General features: G+C 60.7%; 17 protein-coding genes. 8 read left to right on the plus strand and 9 right to left on the minus strand.

Going from position 1 to position 16883, the window contains the following annotated elements:
- Positions 1 to 502: 502 nt before the first annotated feature.
- The 8 genes from U5A52_RS17190 to U5A52_RS17225 all read right to left on the minus strand — a co-directional run bounded on the left by U5A52_RS17190 (position 503) and on the right by U5A52_RS17225 (position 5737).
- The gene (locus U5A52_RS17190; RefSeq protein WP_321935561.1) at positions 503 to 673 is read right to left on the minus strand and encodes a hypothetical protein; all 171 of its coding nucleotides are present in this window, start codon (positions 671 to 673) and stop codon (positions 503 to 505) included.
- Positions 674 to 911: 238 nt separating this feature from the next.
- Positions 912 to 1148 carry a hypothetical protein gene (locus U5A52_RS17195; RefSeq protein WP_321935562.1) on the minus strand — a complete coding sequence of 79 codons (237 nt, stop codon included), beginning with the start codon at positions 1146 to 1148 and terminating at the stop codon, positions 912 to 914.
- Positions 1149 to 1237: 89 nt separating this feature from the next.
- Positions 1238 to 1447 (minus strand): hypothetical protein, encoded by a 210-nt coding sequence (locus tag U5A52_RS17200; RefSeq protein ID WP_321935563.1) that lies wholly within the window; start codon positions 1445 to 1447, stop codon positions 1238 to 1240.
- 280 nt (positions 1448 to 1727) lie between these two features.
- Positions 1728 to 2270, minus strand: a complete 543-nt coding sequence (locus U5A52_RS17205; protein WP_321935564.1) for an AAA family ATPase — start codon at positions 2268 to 2270, stop codon at positions 1728 to 1730.
- Entirely contained in the window at positions 2267 to 2566 is a 300-nt protein-coding gene (locus tag U5A52_RS17210) for a hypothetical protein (RefSeq protein WP_321935565.1), read from the minus strand. The genes U5A52_RS17205 and U5A52_RS17210 overlap by 4 nt, the downstream gene beginning before the upstream one ends.
- Before the next feature lie 242 nt (positions 2567 to 2808).
- Positions 2809 to 3357 carry a polymer-forming cytoskeletal protein gene (locus tag U5A52_RS17215; RefSeq protein WP_321935566.1) on the minus strand — a complete coding sequence of 183 codons (549 nt, stop codon included), beginning with the start codon at positions 3355 to 3357 and terminating at the stop codon, positions 2809 to 2811.
- A 17-nt stretch (positions 3358 to 3374) separates the two neighbouring features.
- A complete protein-coding gene (locus tag U5A52_RS17220; RefSeq protein WP_321935567.1) occupies positions 3375 to 4775 on the minus strand; it encodes a hypothetical protein in 1401 nt (466 codons plus the stop codon).
- A gap of 59 nt (positions 4776 to 4834) precedes the next feature.
- On the minus strand, positions 4835 to 5737 hold the full coding sequence (locus tag U5A52_RS17225) for a hypothetical protein (protein ID WP_321935568.1): 903 nt from the start codon (positions 5735 to 5737) through the stop codon (positions 4835 to 4837).
- A gap of 564 nt (positions 5738 to 6301) precedes the next feature.
- Between U5A52_RS17225 and U5A52_RS17230 the strand changes: the two genes are divergently transcribed.
- From U5A52_RS17230 to U5A52_RS17240, 3 genes are read left to right on the plus strand one after another with little or no spacing between them, the layout of a single operon-like run.
- A complete protein-coding gene (locus tag U5A52_RS17230; protein WP_321935569.1) occupies positions 6302 to 6670 on the plus strand; it encodes a hypothetical protein in 369 nt (122 codons plus the stop codon).
- Between the two features lie 53 nt (positions 6671 to 6723).
- Positions 6724 to 7599, plus strand: a complete 876-nt coding sequence (locus tag U5A52_RS17235; protein ID WP_321935570.1) for a hypothetical protein — start codon at positions 6724 to 6726, stop codon at positions 7597 to 7599.
- Positions 7596 to 9473, plus strand: a complete 1878-nt coding sequence (locus tag U5A52_RS17240) for an ATP-dependent helicase (protein WP_321935571.1) — start codon at positions 7596 to 7598, stop codon at positions 9471 to 9473. Before U5A52_RS17235 ends, U5A52_RS17240 begins: the two co-directional genes overlap by 4 nt.
- 52 nt (positions 9474 to 9525) lie before the next feature.
- Here the strand turns inward: U5A52_RS17240 and U5A52_RS17245 are convergent, their stop codons facing one another.
- Positions 9526 to 10068 carry a hypothetical protein gene (locus U5A52_RS17245; protein ID WP_321935572.1) on the minus strand — a complete coding sequence of 181 codons (543 nt, stop codon included), beginning with the start codon at positions 10066 to 10068 and terminating at the stop codon, positions 9526 to 9528.
- A 455-nt stretch (positions 10069 to 10523) separates the two neighbouring features.
- Here U5A52_RS17245 and U5A52_RS17250 point away from each other — a divergent pair, with 455 nt between their 5' ends.
- The 5 genes from U5A52_RS17250 to U5A52_RS17270 all read left to right on the plus strand — a co-directional run bounded on the left by U5A52_RS17250 (position 10524) and on the right by U5A52_RS17270 (position 16740).
- Positions 10524 to 11681, plus strand: coding sequence for a ribonucleotide-diphosphate reductase subunit beta (locus U5A52_RS17250; protein ID WP_321935573.1), 1158 nt, complete (start codon positions 10524 to 10526; stop codon positions 11679 to 11681).
- A gap of 188 nt (positions 11682 to 11869) precedes the next feature.
- Entirely contained in the window at positions 11870 to 14674 is a 2805-nt protein-coding gene (locus tag U5A52_RS17255; RefSeq protein WP_321935574.1) for a ribonucleoside-diphosphate reductase subunit alpha, read from the plus strand.
- Positions 14675 to 15397: 723 nt separating this feature from the next.
- Positions 15398 to 15808, plus strand: a complete 411-nt coding sequence (locus U5A52_RS17260; RefSeq protein WP_321935575.1) for a hypothetical protein — start codon at positions 15398 to 15400, stop codon at positions 15806 to 15808.
- A 174-nt stretch (positions 15809 to 15982) separates the two neighbouring features.
- Positions 15983 to 16315, plus strand: coding sequence for a hypothetical protein (locus U5A52_RS17265; RefSeq protein WP_321935576.1), 333 nt, complete (start codon positions 15983 to 15985; stop codon positions 16313 to 16315).
- A 152-nt stretch (positions 16316 to 16467) separates the two neighbouring features.
- Positions 16468 to 16740, plus strand: coding sequence for a hypothetical protein (locus tag U5A52_RS17270; RefSeq protein ID WP_321935577.1), 273 nt, complete (start codon positions 16468 to 16470; stop codon positions 16738 to 16740).
- The last annotated feature ends 143 nt before the right edge of the window (positions 16741 to 16883 follow it).

Raw genomic sequence — 16883 nt, forward strand, 5'->3', positions numbered from 1 at the left:
CCTATTCAGGCCTCGCGCGTGAGAACGATCCACAAGAGTGACCGGAGAGTTCTCACCGCCATTCCGGCCCGCTTTGGGCAAAGGCGAGGCCGACGCGAGTACAGAACGCCATACTGCTAAGCGGTGGTTGCCGCAGGGTCAGGTGGCCCGGACAGGGACATTGTGGCAACATGTTCCTCACCCGAGATTCCGCTAGCTTCTACGCTAGGCTTTTCGTTATCAGTGGGCATGGTGGCGCGCGTTTGCCAGGCGCTCATCATCACGTCGACGCGCGTGGGACAAACTAAGGGTACTGAAAGAGACGATAAGAATGGAGCAGGCTACTTCCTCCGACCTTTGGCAATGCCTTGACGAACTCGAGCGCTTGTCGGCGCCCCTGCCACGCGACAGTACAGGGTTCAAAGTCCTTACCGCAATAGTTCAGCAGTTGCAGGTCCTCAACGAGACATTGAAGGCTGGAGACGCTCGCGAAATCGTGTTCGTGTGCTCCGAACAACTTTCATCAATCGAACGCGCGCAGGACGAATTTGCGCGCACTGGCGGCCGAGCCGTAGCGGACCGCGCGCTTCGGGTTATACGAGCGCTTCAGAAGGCGGCGCACGCGTCCATTGCCCTTCAGGAGCCTCAACATCACGTTGGCAAGCTCATCCACAGGTAGCCCAAAAAGGACCATTGTGCAGGATTTCGTACGGATCGGACCAGACGCTGTGTTCGCGAGTATGGTTCTCAGGCCGTCGTGGGGCCGGCAGGACCAGCGCGAGCCCGACCTGTCGCGCCGCAACCGGAGCGCGCAGGTGATCGCGGGCGCGGGTGAGAACGGTGGGCCACGCGAAGATGGTGAACGAACTAACGTGCAGATGTCGCTACTGTAGGGGAGAGGTACACGCTCGACGGGCGAGCGTGTTAGGCATTCAGTTCTTCGGGGCTTCCTGCCGCGCGCCGCTCTGACCCAGAATAGCCCCCACCTCGGCATCGCTCAAACGGAGGGCGGAGTATTCGTGCACAAGGCTCTTGCCGCGACTGGTCTGCCCGATCACGATAGTGTGACCCAGGTTCCCGGGACCGCGGGGCTTCAAGTCAAACACTCGGCCATCCCCGAGGCGCGAGAGGAACGATTGCGTTGCGCCTTGCTTGTTCTCACTGCTCATGACAGTTACTCCGTGGTTGAGGTTCTTTCTCATCAGATGATCGACGTCCGCCAACGGTCTCTTCCGTTCGCCGTAGCGCGACTGATCCGTTACTGCTGCCACGATCGCACGTTTTCCGCCATGCGCGCCGCACAGTGGGCGTCGTCCAGGTTCAACCGCGCGCAGAAAACCGCTCGCTGTCGTGAATGCTCGGAATGCTGGACGCCGAAAACCGAAATCGCTGCTACGCCTACCAAGACGGCGAGCGCCAGAAGCGGGAGCCGATGGCCAGGCAGGCTTGCTCTGCGGGTGACTTCCATAAACTCTCCTTGCTTTGCTTGCCAGCATCCGGCTGGCGTACGGAACGCTTGCGCGTCGTATGTCGTCCCCTGAGAACCTGAACGTAGCGACTTCTGACTATCACCCGCCATGCTCGCGAAGAGCCTTCCTTGCGGCGGGCGCTGAGCTTGGCGACGATCCGTGCGACGCTCGCGTATTCCTTTTCGAATACATTTGCTCATCGCGTCTGCGCCTGCTCCCGTTTATGCGACGTTGAATGCTTCGTCGGCCGCTGTCGTGCTGGTCAGTTCGGGAGAGCACCTAGAGCGCTCTGGCTTCGGCGTTAGAGACGCAGGTTAGTGCGTGCCTATCTCGCAGGGCGCGACACAGATCCGGAAGCGCCTCGTCCCGTGCAGAACGCCCACCAGGCGTCCAGCTACGGAGGGAGTCCTGCGCACGCTGCAGCAGCCTCTGTTCGCGAACGGGGCGAGGCGTCAGGAGGTAGACAAACCGCCAGCGCTCACGATCGTCCAGGAGCGACAGATGATCTGCATGCCCTGGGAAACCGTCGATCACCACGCGCTCCAGGGTCCGCGCGAAATCAAGGAGTTCGCGCGCCGCGGCGTCGTCCATCGGTTGACCGGGTACATGGCGCGCCAGTCGCAAAAGGAGGCGCCCCGGAATATCGGATGGGCGCTGACGCTTGCGTGCAAGGCGCGCGATCAGCCCGACGCTCAGATGCACGTATCCGTGCGCCGTCAATGCCTTGCCCCACGTACTTTTCCCGCATCCGTGCGGGCCCAGCAGAAACAGATGGGTGCCGTGTTGGGCGAGGGACGCTGGCGACAAGTCAGATTCCGTCATGCGCTTTCTACAGCAGGGAGAGGGCCGAAGGCGAATGCTGTCCTCGGCTTCGCGGTCGGCAGCGTCTCATGCGAAACGTAAAAATTCTTGCGGTCGTTCTCGAACCGCTTCAGCAGATCCTCCATTTCCTGAAGGCGCTGCTGGAGGTCGGATACGACATCGACCGGACCAGAGGGCTGCGGATTTGGGCCGGGCAAACAACTCGGTATGGCCTTGCGCAACATCTTGATTGCATCGCGCAGACTGTCCGAAACGTCGCCCAGGTTCTCGTAGGATGCTTGCCACTGTCGGCTCATGAATGGGCCCCTTTGCCGGGTTGCTGGGCACCGGCACAGACGTTGCTGGCAGAGCCCCGTATGAGGTCTACGACGCAGCGCACCTTGGCCAGGGCCTGCGCAGAGTGGGATTCTCTTGCCATTTCGATATACGGGCCAGGGTGCATCCAGCCATTGACTGCCCAGAAGACAAGCACGCCAACAGCCGTTGCGCGGCGAGTCCATGGTGATGAGAGCACCCCGGAAGACATGGTCGCTGTGCGTTAGTCTGCCTGCTCCAGCGTGCCGCTGAATTTCGAGCCGCGCAGTTGCTCGTAGGCGCCGCAGAGGTACTCGCCCTTGAGCGCGCCGACGTTGACGAGGAGGTCGGACACGACGGCCTTGCCAGTGTGCTTGCCCAGGACGATGAGCACCTTGCACTCGATGTCGATGTCGATCGATGCGCCCGCGTCGATGACCACCGTGCCTTCCGATTTCGCCTTCGAACCGGGGCTCTTCAGCGTCCCCTGGAAGAGCGCGCCATTGCGCAGCTTCATGGTGCCTTCCAGCTCGAAGTCGGCATTGAGGAATGAGCGGATGTTGTGTTGCGCGTGGTCGAGATAGAAGACGTTGTCGTCGTCCGTGCGGAACAGCTTGAGAAAATTGTTGAGCGCCTGACCGAGCAGCGGCATCACCGTGCGGGTGCCACGACCTTCCACTTCGGACGCAGCCTTTTCCGCACCGTTCCTGACGAACTGCGAGATGTTTGCGACGTTGGTGCTGCTGCTCGATTGGGCGAACGAGTCGTCCTGCGTATTCTGATTGGCCAGCATTTGAGGCTCCTTAGGTTTCAGTAGGCGACATAGCTGCCGCGCGAGGTCGAAAAACCGCCACCCTGTCCGTGTACAGAGGTAAGCGTCGATCCGTCGGGCAGCGTCTGTCCGACTGGAATCTGTTCCATGCGGCCGTGATCGAGCACGACCAGCGAGTCATCCGTTTTCGTAATGACATTGAATTTCGGGCGCACGTCCGATTCACCTGACGAAGACGTCGAACCCGCGCCCGCTTGATCGGCAGAATCGCCGCCGAGTGTATGAACGCTCACCGATGAGCCTGCAGTCGCGACCGGCATCAGTTGGACATCAACCGTTGCGTGGCTGTCCTGAACCGGAGGAGGAGGCGACGGATCTTGTGACGCCACGTTCGCCGGCAGGCGGGTCGGTGCCAGCGCATGTGCCGAAGCAGGCCCCGGATGCACTACCGGCCTGGCGGGCGCCTCGGGCTTGCGAGAAGGCGCGGCGTGACGCACCTCCGCGGACGCATGACCCTGGTTCGGCGTTGCCCGGTTCTCCGGCGTCTCGACTGCAGCGGGGCTTGGTGCAGCCATGGAAACCGGCTGTTCTTCCGCGACCGTCGGTTCTATCGTCGCCTCGCGCGCGGAACCCTGTCCGAGCAATGTGACCGAGTCCTGTGCATCATCGTCATAGTCCGGGCTCGCGAAGAGAGGTCCCGACTGCATATGGATCGAAGGCGTCGCCGCGCGCCCCGAAACAGGCATCCCAAATGGTAGCGGGCCACTCGGCATTGGTAGCCAGTTTCGCTCCGCATGCGTACGGATGCTTTCTGCGGGCTGCACGGTAAATTGCGCTTGCGTCGGAGCGCGGTAGGGCACAGCCGCAGCCGCGGGTTGCGGATTCTCGCTCGGCGCATTCGCACCGGGGACGCCAGCCGATTCCTCTGGACGCCATGGCATCAGAAAGTGAGGAATACTGAAGTGCACCGATCGCAGGATTGTTGCCGCATCGACATGGACAAAGCGGGTAACACCCATCATCGCAAGGAAGCCGATTAACGCGAGGCCGGCGATACGCAAGCCTGTCCATGCGATCGCACGTGCAATGGTGCGCATCGGCGTGCGCGGTCGACGCGTCACACGGGAGGCGCTTGGCGAGCGCGTAACGCGCGGCTGATCGGGTCCCCGAGATGAGTTCTTGCCCAGATCAGGCAGATACCACCCCGCTTCACGACGCTGCAAAAAAGCGTTGATGCAGTAGCGCGTGCGCGCGAACCACGACAGCGAAGGCGTATAGGATGAATCACTCGGATACACGAGCGTGTAGCCGCCATTCTTCCACGCGACATAGGGCTTGCCCGGCGCATGCCTGCGCACGATAAACGGCCCTGCAGGCGCGATGCTGACGCCAGCGCGGGCTGCTTCTGTAGTGGTCGAGGGGATATCACGCATGAGCATGACATTACGGCATGCTCGCTTCGCTGTGAGAGCGAATGCAACGGTAAGAAGGGAGCTTTTCAGAGCATGGGTTCACCGCGTGAAATCGCAAGCGGTGCGGCATACAGGCGAGCCCACGCCTTCGCGAGCGACGTCTCGATATCCATGATCCCGTGTCGATCCCACCACCCGTTACCGAGCAGCAGCACCGGCGTCCGATAGTGGAGGTGATACAGCGGCAGGGACGCAGCCGCTTCAAAGCACACCAGAAGAGAATACGTGCGGCCAGCGATCTTTGCAGTGCGGCCGATGGCACTCCAGTGCGGGTGCAGACGCGGCTCGACAAAGGGGATGGGCTCGATGGCGGGATAGAATATTCGCGCAGGCAATATCCATACTCCCTTTTGGGGCGAGTCCGCCCATGGTACGGGCGCGAATCCCCCTGCAACCAGCGTCATCGTTCGAGGAAGTTGAAGCAGGCCGATCGATCCGGTAGAAACAGGACCGAGCACGTTTTCCGGAATCACCGTCATGCCGTTCTGCGACGCTGAACTACCTTGCGATCGCAACATTTGGCCGTAGTGCAGGGATGCCTCCAGTGCGCCCTTAAGGTCCGTCGGCGGCTGCTCGACGGGCAGGGACACTGCGTGCACGCCAGCCGGTACGTGCGTCGTTGGCGCCACCGCGTTGAACGCTAGGCTCAGGAGCAGCGGGGCGATCAGCGGGCGTGTCGAGTGCACGTCGAGTGCGCGTGCCATTGCGCCAGCGAGCCAGATGATCAAAGCAATACCCGTGACGCCCGCGCCCGGGTACCACCATCCAGCCCCCGCGAGCGGAGGCGCAACCATCGCGAGGCCGAGGGGAGGCAAGGAAAGGGGTATGAAAAGCCAGCATGCGCGCTCCAGGGTTGAACGCGAGCGAAGTGCTGGCCATGTCGACACGGTGCAGACTGTGCCATAGATCAGCCATAGGGTGATCGCCATCGCCCATCCTGAGCCCACATCGATAACCGCGATTGGCACCGGGCCTGCGACCCCGAGATACCAGGCCAGGAGTGCTAACGGCGAAGCCTGGCCCTGGCGATCGAGGGCCCAGATGGCGGAGGGAAGAAGGATAGCGCCGGCGCTCGCGTATGGCGGGTGCGAGCAAAGCCACCCGGCGAGGAACATGCACAATAGCCACCGCACCTGTAGCGGGCGCGACGCCGGGTCGGATATACAGAGAACCATGCGCGCAGTCTAGCTAGCGCGTGCGCCTGATCGTGGCCGAATGAATGCCTGTCGTAGACCGCATTTGTGGCCTGGTGAAGCGCGGGTGAACTTGCCGCCAGTACTCTTCAGGGAGTAAGTAGTAACTGCGGCAAGCTGGCCGTCGTATTAAAATCAAACACTTAGACGTCCGCACACTGTCAGCCGCTGACTGGACCGCAACGGAATCGGCCGGGCGCATAAGGAACCTGCGCGCGTGAAAATAGGCCTCTTTCCGCTGCTGAGCGAGTCCTCGATGCGGGTATAGTGCGCCCCTCGGAACTAGCAAGGAGCGGGCAATTGGGCGAAGAGGGTGACCTGGACTTCGAGACGCGAGTCAAACGGCTGGTGGTGGGCCTCGGGCGCAAGCACCGTAACCTTGTGACCGAACTGCGAAGCATGGGCAACGGCGTGGACACGGTCCGTCGACGCGCCTGGTTTCGCTTTGGGGTCAATTGGACGCGCACGCCGTCTCCCGCGCTTACTGACGAGATGCGCGCCTCAGTGCAGATCCCGCCCTCGGTGCAGGCGTACGCATCGGATGTGGACACGATTGAAATCGAACTGGTGATGCTGGCGGACTCTCTCCAGACGACGGCATCGCCGCGTCGTGATGCTCCCGAAAATCGAATGGAGCCCGAAACGCTGTGTCAATCGGCTCACGAATGAGCCCGCAGGAGCGGATGCTATAGGCAACCTTAACCCTGTGAAGGATGAACAAGATGAGCACCCAAGAGATCGCGCCGGGAGATATCAGCCATATCGTGACGGCGGGCCTGAGTGGTGACGGCGCCGCCGCCGACGGTCAAGTGCTGCAGCAAAAGACCCTGGAGGAGCTCGAGGCCGAACGAGCCCTGCGCGACCTGGACGAGGCTGCGAGCATGTCCGAGGGGGGGCCGCGTCCTGCTGCAAGTACGGCGGCGCCGGGCGAAGGAGAACCCGCGGCTGAAGTCGAAGACCCGGCGGCCACGCGTGCGCGCCTCATGAAAAAGGCAGCGAGCCAGCGTGAGAAGGGACGCAAGGCGCTCACGACGCAGGAAAGCGGTGTGGTCCTGGTGCCCGTGCGGGCCCTCGTCGGCGACCGGGTGCTGGGCTCGGCATTCGAGCGCTACGTCGGTGCGATCGATATGTGCGCGCACAACCTCGATCGATACGGTGAAATGGTCATGGGCGCCAAGTACGTGGAGCTGCGCACCAAACTCACCGAGATGATCGAAGAGTTCTCGCGGGATACGAAGCTGGAACATGGGCGCGTCGATCAGATGGTCCGCGAGGCTGAAGCGCGAAACAAGGAAGAAGGGCTCCCATATGTCGTGCCCCAAATCCTGACGGCCGCAGTGGAACTGGACGTCGTGTTCCGCACCCCGCTGGGCTTCAAGATGTTCAAGGCCATCTCGTTGGCGGACAAGTCGCTCGAGAAAATGAGCTCGCTCGAATGGAACGACGCCGTCGATTTCGGTGAAGTGGCCAAGCGGCAGTTTCTCTTCAAGCAGGAAATCGGCAAGATCTACGGCTTCGCCTCGCGCACGAATCTCGGACTGCGCCGCCGCGCGGCCGGCCCGGCAAAGAAGAACAGCGATTCTGAAGCCGCCGCATGAGCGCGCTAGTCCGTCAAATCCTCGCGCCGCTGAACGAGGAACAAATGGCGGTGGCGATGTGCCAGGGGCCGTGCATGGTGATCGCCGGCCCCGGTTCTGGCAAAACGAACACGATTTCGCGCAAGATCGCGGCGCTCCTGCAGGAGGCAAATACGCGCGTGGTCGCCGTAACTTTCACCCGGGAAGCGGCGCTTGAACTTCGCGCGCGGACCATTGCGCTGGCCGGCGACGCGTCGAAGCCGCGTCTGCTCGTCGGAACGTTCCATTCGGTCATGCAGTTGATGTCGTTCCCGGAGATCCGCTCCGAGTTCGGACGTGACATCCTCGAGGGGCGTCCGTGGCCATTTGGCCGCACGAAGTGGAAGGTGGTGCAGGAAGGGTCGCGGCGGTCCTACATTGCCCGCGCGATGAACGAGATCGGCGAGCCGGAAATGGACATCGACGACGCGAGCCGGATCATCGAGCAGGTGAAATCCGGCCGCACGGCGCAGGAAGTCGTCCATGAGAAACTGGCTCACGTCTACGAGGACATCCTCGCGCGCCACAAGGTTATCGACTTCCAGGACATCCTGCTGCGTACTATTCGCGGCGTCAAGGATGGGAGTGTCCCCTCGCTCAACGTGACCCACGGATTCATCGACGAATACCAGGATACCGACCTCCCGCAGTTCGAGATGGCGCGTTTTCTCCACGAGAACGGCACGATTGTCACTGGGGTCGGGGATGACGACCAGTCCATCTACGGGTTTCGCAACGCGCTCGGATATGAAGGCGTGCTGATGTTCGAGCGCGAGTTCCGTGCCGAACGCCTGATGCTCGGCAAGAACTACCGTAGTCACGGTGAAATCGTCAGTGCCGCAAGCCGCGTCATCGATCGCAACCTCAGCCGCGTCGAAAAGACCATGATCGCGATGAAAGGCGACGGCGGGCGTACGCGATGGCAGGTCTTCAAGACGCGCGATGACGAGGCGCATGCTGCGGCCGTCTACGCGCAGGAGGCACTGCGCAAGTCAGCGACAGCGGCGATCTTCGCGCGCAACAACCGACGGCTCGATGAGGTCGAGGCCAAGCTCTCGCGCATGGGCATTCCCTACCGACGCGCCGCCGGCGAGTCGATCCTTGCCAAGCACGAAGTGATGCTCTTCGGCAAAGCGATCGAGACAGTCATCAAGCCCGAGCGACGCGCAATCGACGAACTTCTCTCCTGGAACGGGGTTACCGAGGACGGCCTCAGAAAGCTCGACAAATGCTTTCGTGGGAGTATGGTTCTCGGGCAAGCGGACGATTTCAAGCGGTTCGACATCGATGATGAGACGAAAAAGCGCTGGCGCGACTTCGTCCAACTCTTCACCGGCTGGGAAGAAACGCTCAAGGCAGGCGCCGAGTCGCTGCTTATCCGTGGCATTTACGAGTGGCTAAGCGTCTCCGCGCCGGACAAACGCAGTCAGTCAATGCTCGACATCGCGCGGGACATGTATTCGCCGCGGCGCGCGAATCCCGACAAGGGCATCGACGCTCAGGGGGTGCGTGAGCGGCTCGCAGCCATCAAGGCGGCGCGGGAGAAGGCGGACCAGAAGAAGGAGGGCGAGGACGAGAAGGCGACGGCTGTTGACCTGATGACTGCGCACGGCTCCAAGGGTCTTGAGTTCGACTACGTGTGGATCGTCGGCGCTGAAGATGAAGTCTTTCCGGCCAAGGACGGCGCGCTGGAAGAAGAACGGCGTTTGATGTTCGTCGCCATGACGCGCGCCCGGATTGACTTGATGCTCTCTACCGGCGGCGGCAAGCCGCCCAGCCCGTTTCTTGCCGAAAGTGGTATTGAACGAATCGTGCCACCGGAGCAGCCGGAAGAAGAAGAGGCAGTGGAAGCATAAGTTGCGTCCGCAAATCCCGCTGCCGCGTGCAGCGGGATTGAAAATGCCGCGCTTACGTAATCTTCAGTTCGTCCGCCAGTTCCGCAGCCGTCTTCGGCACGTAGTTGATCGACAACTGCTTGATCATCTGCAGCGCGAATATCAGCGTATCGACAAAGCCGTCACGCTGTTCGATTGAGATCGTGCCGTTCTCCGCTGCCACGTACAGTCGCGCAGCGGCCGTGTCTGCCCGAACCAGCTCCCGATAGATTATCGCCGCGCATGGATCCACCAGCTTGAGCGGAAACTCGTATATCGGCAGATCATCGGGCAACTCTGCAGGATATGCGTCGGCATCCGTCATCAACCCGGTGACCGCGTACTGCAGGCTATTCAGGAGCCCGGGTAGTTCCCGCTCAACCCGATCGCGGGTCTGTCTTGCGCGTCCGTTAATGAAGAGATGGCCGGTGACGAAGTAAAAATCGCGCATGAACCAACGTCGCACGAGAGCATTTCGTACCTGCACATCGACGACAGCCACCTTGTTGGTGCGCACCGCTTCGATGCGTTCAAGGTTCTTCGGTTCGATCACGCGTTCTTGGATGGTTTCTGTCATTTAGCTGGTTCCTGGGGCGGCCCGATTCACCGAAAGCTAGCCAACTGGCACGCTCGGCACACGCGCTCGCAAGATTGCCCGTATGTGATGCCCGATTCTGAGCCGTGCTTGCGAAAAGACGACCGGGAATACCGCGTATATTCGGGGTGCTTTCTGTTGTTGCATTGTCCGGCGAATTCATGCACCATGTGTTCAGCCGAGTTGTCGGCACGAGTTTCTTGATTTTCTTGCGCACGCCTCGCGCAATCTCAAATCGCCGAAAGGCGGCATCAATTCCCTGATTATTCGGGCGCGGTCCCGTCTAATCAATTCCGCATGCTCGGCATTCGCCGCTTCATGCGCGTCCCCGAAATCTCCACATCTCAAGTCCTCTGCGGCCGGCTTTCGCTCGCGCGTCGCCCGGAGCGGTCTTTTCCACTGCGCTTTATTGCGCACAAATCCAATGGAGTTTCATCATGTCAAGTCTGAACTGGGGCGACGCGGAAGCGACCGCTGCGCACCCCCAACGCGGTATCGCGTCGCCAATTGTCATCCCGGAGGGGGCGGGGAACCAGGCTGTGGTATCCGTGATCGCAGCTCAGCCCGCCGAAGCAGCCGGGCGCGTCAATGTTGCGGACAAGCGAATCATCAACGGAGCAACCGACGTCAACCAGTTGGTCCCATTCAAGTACAAGTGGGCCTGGGAAAAATATCTCGCGGGTTGCTCGAATCACTGGATGCCGCAAGAAGTCAGCATGTCGCGCGACATCGCTCTTTGGAAGGATCCAAATGGTCTGACCGAGGACGAGCGCCGCATCGTCAAACGCAACCTGGGATTTTTCGTGACTGCGGACTCGCTTGCGGCGAACAACATCGTACTGGGCACCTACCGTCACATCACGGCGCCAGAGTGCCGACAGTACATGTTGCGCCAGGCGTTTGAGGAAGCGATCCACACGCACGCGTACCAGTACATCGTCGAATCGCTGGGGCTGGATGAGGGCGAGATCTTCAACGCGTACCATGAGGTGCCGGCCATCCGCGACAAGGATGAGTTCCTCATCCCATTCATCCACACGCTAACGGATCCGTCGTTCAACACTGGCACTCCGGAAGCAGACCAGAAATTGCTCAAGTCGCTGATCGTGTTCGCCTGCATTATGGAAGGCTTGTTCTTCTACGTCGGCTTCACGCAGATCCTGTCGCTTGGGCGACAGAACAAGATGACGGGCGCCGCGGAGCAGTATCAGTACATTCTGCGTGATGAGTCGATGCACTGCAACTTCGGCATCGACCTCATCAACCAGATCAAACTGGAGAACCCGCATCTGTGGACGCCAGCGTTTCGGGAGGAGCTCGAGGGCCTGTTCCGGCGAGCGGTCGATCTCGAGTACCGCTACGCGGAGGACACCATGCCGCGCGGCGTCCTCGGCCTGAACGCATCGATGTTCAAGGGCTATCTGCGCTTCATCTGCAACCGTCGCTGCCAGCAGATCGGCCTCGACATGCTTTTTGAGGACGAGGCGAATCCCTTTCCCTGGATGAGCGAGATGGTAGACCTGAAGAAGGAGCGCAACTTCTTCGAGACGCGCGTCATCGAGTACCAGACGGGCGGTGCGCTCAACTGGGAGTAACTGGAGATCGAGATCGGTACCGGAGAAATCCGGTACCCCTCCATTTCATCCACCGCGATACATACATCATCCACCGAGTTTGCACCCGTCAGGGTTCGTCCCTGTCCGGTGATCACTCGTCGTTACCGACGTTCCCGCTTGCCACTGTTTCTTGACGGCGCCAATGCGCCATAACCTGTGGAGCATGTATGAAAAACGATCTCTTAATCAGCAAGACAGTTGTCAAGCGTAACGGCGACGCGGTGCCTTTCGACGCGTCGAAAATTCGTGTCGCCATCACGAAAAATACGCTGGACGTGCGCGGCATCAAGGCCCACCCCGGCGACATATCGCAGGCGGACCGTGACATCATCGATTCGGCAGTCGACGAGGTGGTCGAGCGCATCGCGCGCAAGACCCAGGCGAGTTTGCCGATCGAGGACATCCAGGATCTGGTCGAGCTTGCGCTCATGCGTCGCGACCATGCCCTCGCACGTGCCTATGTGCTGTACCGTGCGCAACGCAGCGAAGCACGCAATTCCGCAGGAAAGTCCGCAACCGATGCTGGCGCGCGCGAAGTGACGCGCGCCGATGGCAGCACGTACCGGATTTCGGCGGACGATCTGGTTGCCCGGCTCGAACCGCTAACACACGGGCTGGAGCTGCCCGCTCTCACGGAAATTGCGGAGCGAGCTCTCAAGCAGGCCTACCACGGCATGCCGGAGGAAAAGCTCGCCGAGGCGCTGGGCATGGCTGTTCGCGAGCGCATGGAAATGTATCCGGACGCGTCGTGGCTGGCCGCTCGACTCGTCATCGCCGACCTCGTGTCGGAGGTGTCGCGTGGCACTGTGGTCATGGCGGGCGCCGGGAGCTTTTACCGTGAAGGCTTTGCAGCGTTCGTGAAGAAGGGCATCGAGGCAGAGTTGCTCGACGACCGGCTGGGGCAGTTCGACCTGGAAAAGCTTGCGGCAGCAGTGCGGCCGGAACAGGACGAAGCGTTCGACTACCTGTCGATCACGACCCTTTACGACCGATACCTGCTTCACGTCGACGACGTGCGCATCGAGCTGCCGCAGTGGCTGCTCATGCGTGTCTCGATGGGCATTGCCCTGAACGAGGTCGAGCGCGAAGCGCGCGCGATCGAGTTTTATGGCGTGCTCTCGTCGCTCGAGTTCATGTCGTCCACGCCGACGTTGTTCAATTCGGGCACACGCCGCGCGCAACTGTCGTCCTGTTACCTGACGACTGTCCCGGACGATCTCGAAGGCATCTACGATGCGCTCAAGGACAACGCGCTGCTGTCCAAGTTTGCCGGTGGCCTTGGAAATGACTGGACTCGCGTGCGCGCGCTCGGCTCGCACATCAAGGGCACGAACGGCAAATCGCAGGGCGTGGTTCCATTCCTGAAAGTCGTCAACGACACGGCGGTCGCGGTGAATCAGGGCGGCAAGCGCAAGGGAGCAGTGTGCGCATACCTGGAATCGTGGCACCTCGACATCGAGGAGTTCCTCGAACTGCGCAAGAACACCGGCGACGACCGCCGCCGCACGCACGACATGAACACGGCGAACTGGATTCCCGACCTGTTCATGAAGCGCGTGATGGAAGGCGGCGACTGGACGCTCTTCTCACCCTCGGACGTGCCGGACCTGCACGACCTGTACGGCACCGCATTCAACCTGAAATATGAGTCGTATGAGCAGGCTGCCGCGCGGGGCGATCTTAAGCTGCACAAGAAGGTCCCGGCGCAGCAGTTGTGGCGCAAGATGCTCGGCATGTTGTTCGAAACGGGTCATCCGTGGATCACGTTCAAGGATCCCTGCAACATCCGCTCGCCGCAACAACACGTGGGCGTCGTCCATTCGTCGAACCTGTGTACGGAGATCACCCTGAACACAAGCGAGTCGGAAATCGCTGTCTGCAATCTCGGAAGCGTGAACCTCGTGCGTCATCTGGTGATCCTGGAAGACGGGCGCGTGGCCATCGATCGGGAAGCCCTCGGGCGGACCATCTCGGTGGCAATGCGGATGCTCGACAACGTCATCGACATCAACTACTACTCGGTCGCCAAGGCGCGCAACGCAAACCTGAAGCATCGTCCCGTCGGGCTTGGCATCATCGGCTTTCACGACGTGCTGCAGGAGATGCGTGTGCCATACGGATCTGCGCAGGCGATCGCGCTGGCCGACGAGCTTCAGGAGCTTGTAAGCTTCTACGCATACCGGGGATCGAACGAGCTCGCAAAGGAGCGCGGGCGCTACCCGTCGTACGAGGGTTCGCTCTGGTCGCGGGGTATCCTGCCGCAGGACAGCGTGGCGCTGCTGGAAAAGGAGCGCGGGGAACCGCTCGGATTCGAGGTCAGGGAGCGTCTGCCGGAATGGGCGGCGCTTCGTGAAAGTATCCGGCAGTACGGGATGCGCAACTCGAACTGCGTGGCGATTGCGCCGACTGCGACGATCTCGAATATCGTCGTCGCATCGGAAGCCATCCAGCCGATCATGCGAAACCTCTACGTGAAGTCGAACCTTTCTGGCGAGTTCACCGTGGTCAACAGGAGGCTAGTGCGGGAGTTGAAGGCGAGGGGTTTGTGGGACGCTGCCATGGCGATCGACCTGAAGCACTTCGATGGGTCGCTGGGCAACATCGCACGCGTCCCGGATGATCTCAAGCTCATCTATGCCACCGCGTTTGAGATTGATCCGACGTACCTTGTGGAGTGTGCAGCACGACGTCAGGTCTGGATCGACCAGGCGCAGTCGCTGAACGTCTACATGGCGGGCGCGTCGGGCAAGAAGCTCGATGAGGTGTACAAGCTCGCCTGGAAGCGCGGCCTGAAGTCGACCTACTACCTGCGCACGGTGTCCGCCACGCACGTCGAGAAGTCGACGGCGCCAGTGGGCCAGCTCAACGCCGTTCCGAGCGCGCCGGTCGTAGCGCAGGAAGAGGCAGACGGGCCGGTGTGCACGATGCGGCCGGGTGACGATGGATATGAACTTTGCGACGCATGCCAATAGAAGCCGGTTGGCTTGAAAGTCAGGGCGGGGGCAACTAGCCCCCGCGGCAACACAGTACGGGGAAGGGGTGGCGAAAGCCACCCCTTTTTCTTTCCGAAAGACCCATCCGAAGGTGCGTCAGGGCGCCTTCACAGGCCTCGGAATGATGACTTAGTCTGCGTACCGTCCCCCAACCAATCAATGGCGCACAGGTGGTTTTATGCTATCCTGCAAGCAGCCGTTAGATCGGCATCATGTAGGAAGAAGTAGAAGCTGAATCCCCGGCAATTTCCGCACGCATTCGTTGTCTGCGAAAATCGTTGGTGAGTTCACGACGGTTACCAGGATTTCGCGCCTCCTTTGGCACGACTGGCAAACCATCACTTGGAACCATCAATTGCACTCGTTAAGCGTAGCTTCCATGCGCAACGATTATTGCATTCGTTAAGCGTAGCTTTCACGCGCAACGGTCCCCGTGGTCTTCCGTGTCGCTTGCCGATGACGTGTCATCCGCGCGATTGACCGAAGATCCGTCCAGCCACCCCGACTGGCAAACGGGCGAAAGCATCATTCGAGACAGGAAAGGCTCCTTGAGAGCCTTTCCCTCTCTATCCCCGCGCAAATTTCAGAGCCATCTTGCCCGGCACCGTGTGCCCGACAAGGTTTGACGCGTCTTCGCGCGGCTCGAGCCTGACTCCTTTTCGGTTCCGTCCTCGGAACATTTTCTAAATCAAAGGAGCAACCATGAACGTGCAATCCATCTATCGCAAGCCCTCGGCCTCCGTGCGTGCGCGTCGTGCATTCGCGGAAGGCGTTGTGAGTCTCGCAAACCGTAAGGTGTGGCTGCCGTTCTTCATCGTCTCCCTCATCGGAGTCGCTCTGTGGCTCTATGGCGGCGTAATGGAAGCGTGGGGCCGACTCGACCTTCTTCGTGAAGGCGGTACGGCCGCACTCAACGAGTATTTCGCCGTGCTCGAAGCCGCGAACATCTCGTTGCTGAAACTCATTGGCGACGCCCTCATCGGCCACTCGGCCCTGATCGGTGGCGTCATCGAAGGATGGGGTCTCGCGATCCTGATCGTGGTCGTGCCGCTGTGTCTGGCCGGGTACCTCATTGGTGCATCGGTGCAGGCATTCCGCGACATGGACATCTGACTCTCGTCCAGCAATCAACAGTCCGTCACCCTTCGGGGTGGCGGACTGCATCCATCCCTGGTAATTCAAAACGTCTCATGCAAGGGCGCCTTGCCTGAGATGCCCATCTGTCGTGCATCTCCTGACTTCTCGGTTCCGTACTCGGAATCACTTACAAATCATCAGGAGCAAATCATGAATCGAAACCTCTCGACGCCGGCTTCGGCCCTCATCCTGGCAACCGTCATCACGGGCTTCAATGCCTCGAAAAAGGAGTCCCGAGTTGATGTTACGGACTTCCTGCTGCAGCACAGCGCAGCCGATCTTCGTCTCGCCTTCACAGAAGAAAGCGACGACGACATCGCAATGGAGTGGTTCGACGCACTGTACCCGGAGCAATGGGGCAACGGCCGTGTCAACCTCACGGATCTGGAGGTCGCGAAATTCTTCGGCGTGCGCAACATCGCCGACATCACGCAAGACATGATTCGTCACGCCCGGCACATTCGCCGTGCCCGGCTTCATTAAACGAAACCGCCGCTCGCTGCCATCCTCATGAGGATGGTGGAGAGCGCGCCTCACGCAAGGTCGCCCTTGCGTGAGATGCCCAGCAGCATTTGGCGCTCCCTGGCTTTTTTGTGGTCCGTTCACGGAACCACTTGTAAATCACAGGAGCAACCATGAAAAGCAACCATCACACCACCAATCGCAATAACCAGAGGAAGCGCGCACAACAGCAAGGTCCGATTGTCGCGCTGAACCTGGTCATCGCTCTGATGCGCCTCGTGTGGGTCATCACCAAACTGACCGCCGTTACCCTGTACGTATGCATTGCAAAAGCACGTCCCATCTTCGTGCCCATTGCGCGCATCGCACTTCGCAGGGCGGCCAAGGTCCGGACCGGTTCGTGGCGCCTTGCGTGTCGCGCCGGTTCCCGCCTGCATCAGTCGTAATCGCGTCAACCGCAACCACGTGAGACTCCTTCGGGAGAGAGTCCTTCGGGAGTCTCACGACCGGACACCAATCACCACCATTCACGAAATTCCTCGCGGTTGACATATGCAAGCACTCTGCTTGGGTATGCCCACCTACGGGC

It is taken from the genome of Paraburkholderia sp. J8-2 (genome assembly GCF_905220195.1).
GTDB lineage: Bacteria > Pseudomonadota > Gammaproteobacteria > Burkholderiales > Burkholderiaceae > Paraburkholderia.

What these genes read in the sequence shown, in the direction of transcription:
- U5A52_RS17225 (WP_321935568.1), bottom strand. Translation starts at nt 5,737, where the DNA reads ATGGCGATCACCCTATGGCTGATCTATGGCACAGTCTGCACCGTGTCG.
- U5A52_RS17200 (WP_321935563.1), bottom strand. Translation starts at nt 1,447, where the DNA reads ATGGAAGTCACCCGCAGAGCAAGCCTGCCTGGCCATCGGCTCCCGCTT.
- U5A52_RS17215 (WP_321935566.1), bottom strand. Translation starts at nt 3,357, where the DNA reads ATGCTGGCCAATCAGAATACGCAGGACGACTCGTTCGCCCAATCGAGC.
- U5A52_RS17220 (WP_321935567.1), bottom strand. Translation starts at nt 4,775, where the DNA reads ATGCTCATGCGTGATATCCCCTCGACCACTACAGAAGCAGCCCGCGCT.
- U5A52_RS17270 (WP_321935577.1), top strand. Translation starts at nt 16,468, where the DNA reads ATGAAAAGCAACCATCACACCACCAATCGCAATAACCAGAGGAAGCGC.
- U5A52_RS17250 (WP_321935573.1), top strand. Translation starts at nt 10,524, where the DNA reads ATGTCAAGTCTGAACTGGGGCGACGCGGAAGCGACCGCTGCGCACCCC.
- U5A52_RS17195 (WP_321935562.1), bottom strand. Translation starts at nt 1,148, where the DNA reads ATGAGCAGTGAGAACAAGCAAGGCGCAACGCAATCGTTCCTCTCGCGC.
- U5A52_RS17265 (WP_321935576.1), top strand. Translation starts at nt 15,983, where the DNA reads ATGAATCGAAACCTCTCGACGCCGGCTTCGGCCCTCATCCTGGCAACC.
- U5A52_RS17245 (WP_321935572.1), bottom strand. Translation starts at nt 10,068, where the DNA reads ATGACAGAAACCATCCAAGAACGCGTGATCGAACCGAAGAACCTTGAA.
- U5A52_RS17235 (WP_321935570.1), top strand. Translation starts at nt 6,724, where the DNA reads ATGAGCACCCAAGAGATCGCGCCGGGAGATATCAGCCATATCGTGACG.
- U5A52_RS17210 (WP_321935565.1), bottom strand. Translation starts at nt 2,566, where the DNA reads ATGAGCCGACAGTGGCAAGCATCCTACGAGAACCTGGGCGACGTTTCG.
- U5A52_RS17205 (WP_321935564.1), bottom strand. Translation starts at nt 2,270, where the DNA reads ATGACGGAATCTGACTTGTCGCCAGCGTCCCTCGCCCAACACGGCACC.
- U5A52_RS17260 (WP_321935575.1), top strand. Translation starts at nt 15,398, where the DNA reads ATGAACGTGCAATCCATCTATCGCAAGCCCTCGGCCTCCGTGCGTGCG.
- U5A52_RS17255 (WP_321935574.1), top strand. Translation starts at nt 11,870, where the DNA reads ATGAAAAACGATCTCTTAATCAGCAAGACAGTTGTCAAGCGTAACGGC.
- U5A52_RS17240 (WP_321935571.1), top strand. Translation starts at nt 7,596, where the DNA reads ATGAGCGCGCTAGTCCGTCAAATCCTCGCGCCGCTGAACGAGGAACAA.
- U5A52_RS17190 (WP_321935561.1), bottom strand. Translation starts at nt 673, where the DNA reads ATGGTCCTTTTTGGGCTACCTGTGGATGAGCTTGCCAACGTGATGTTG.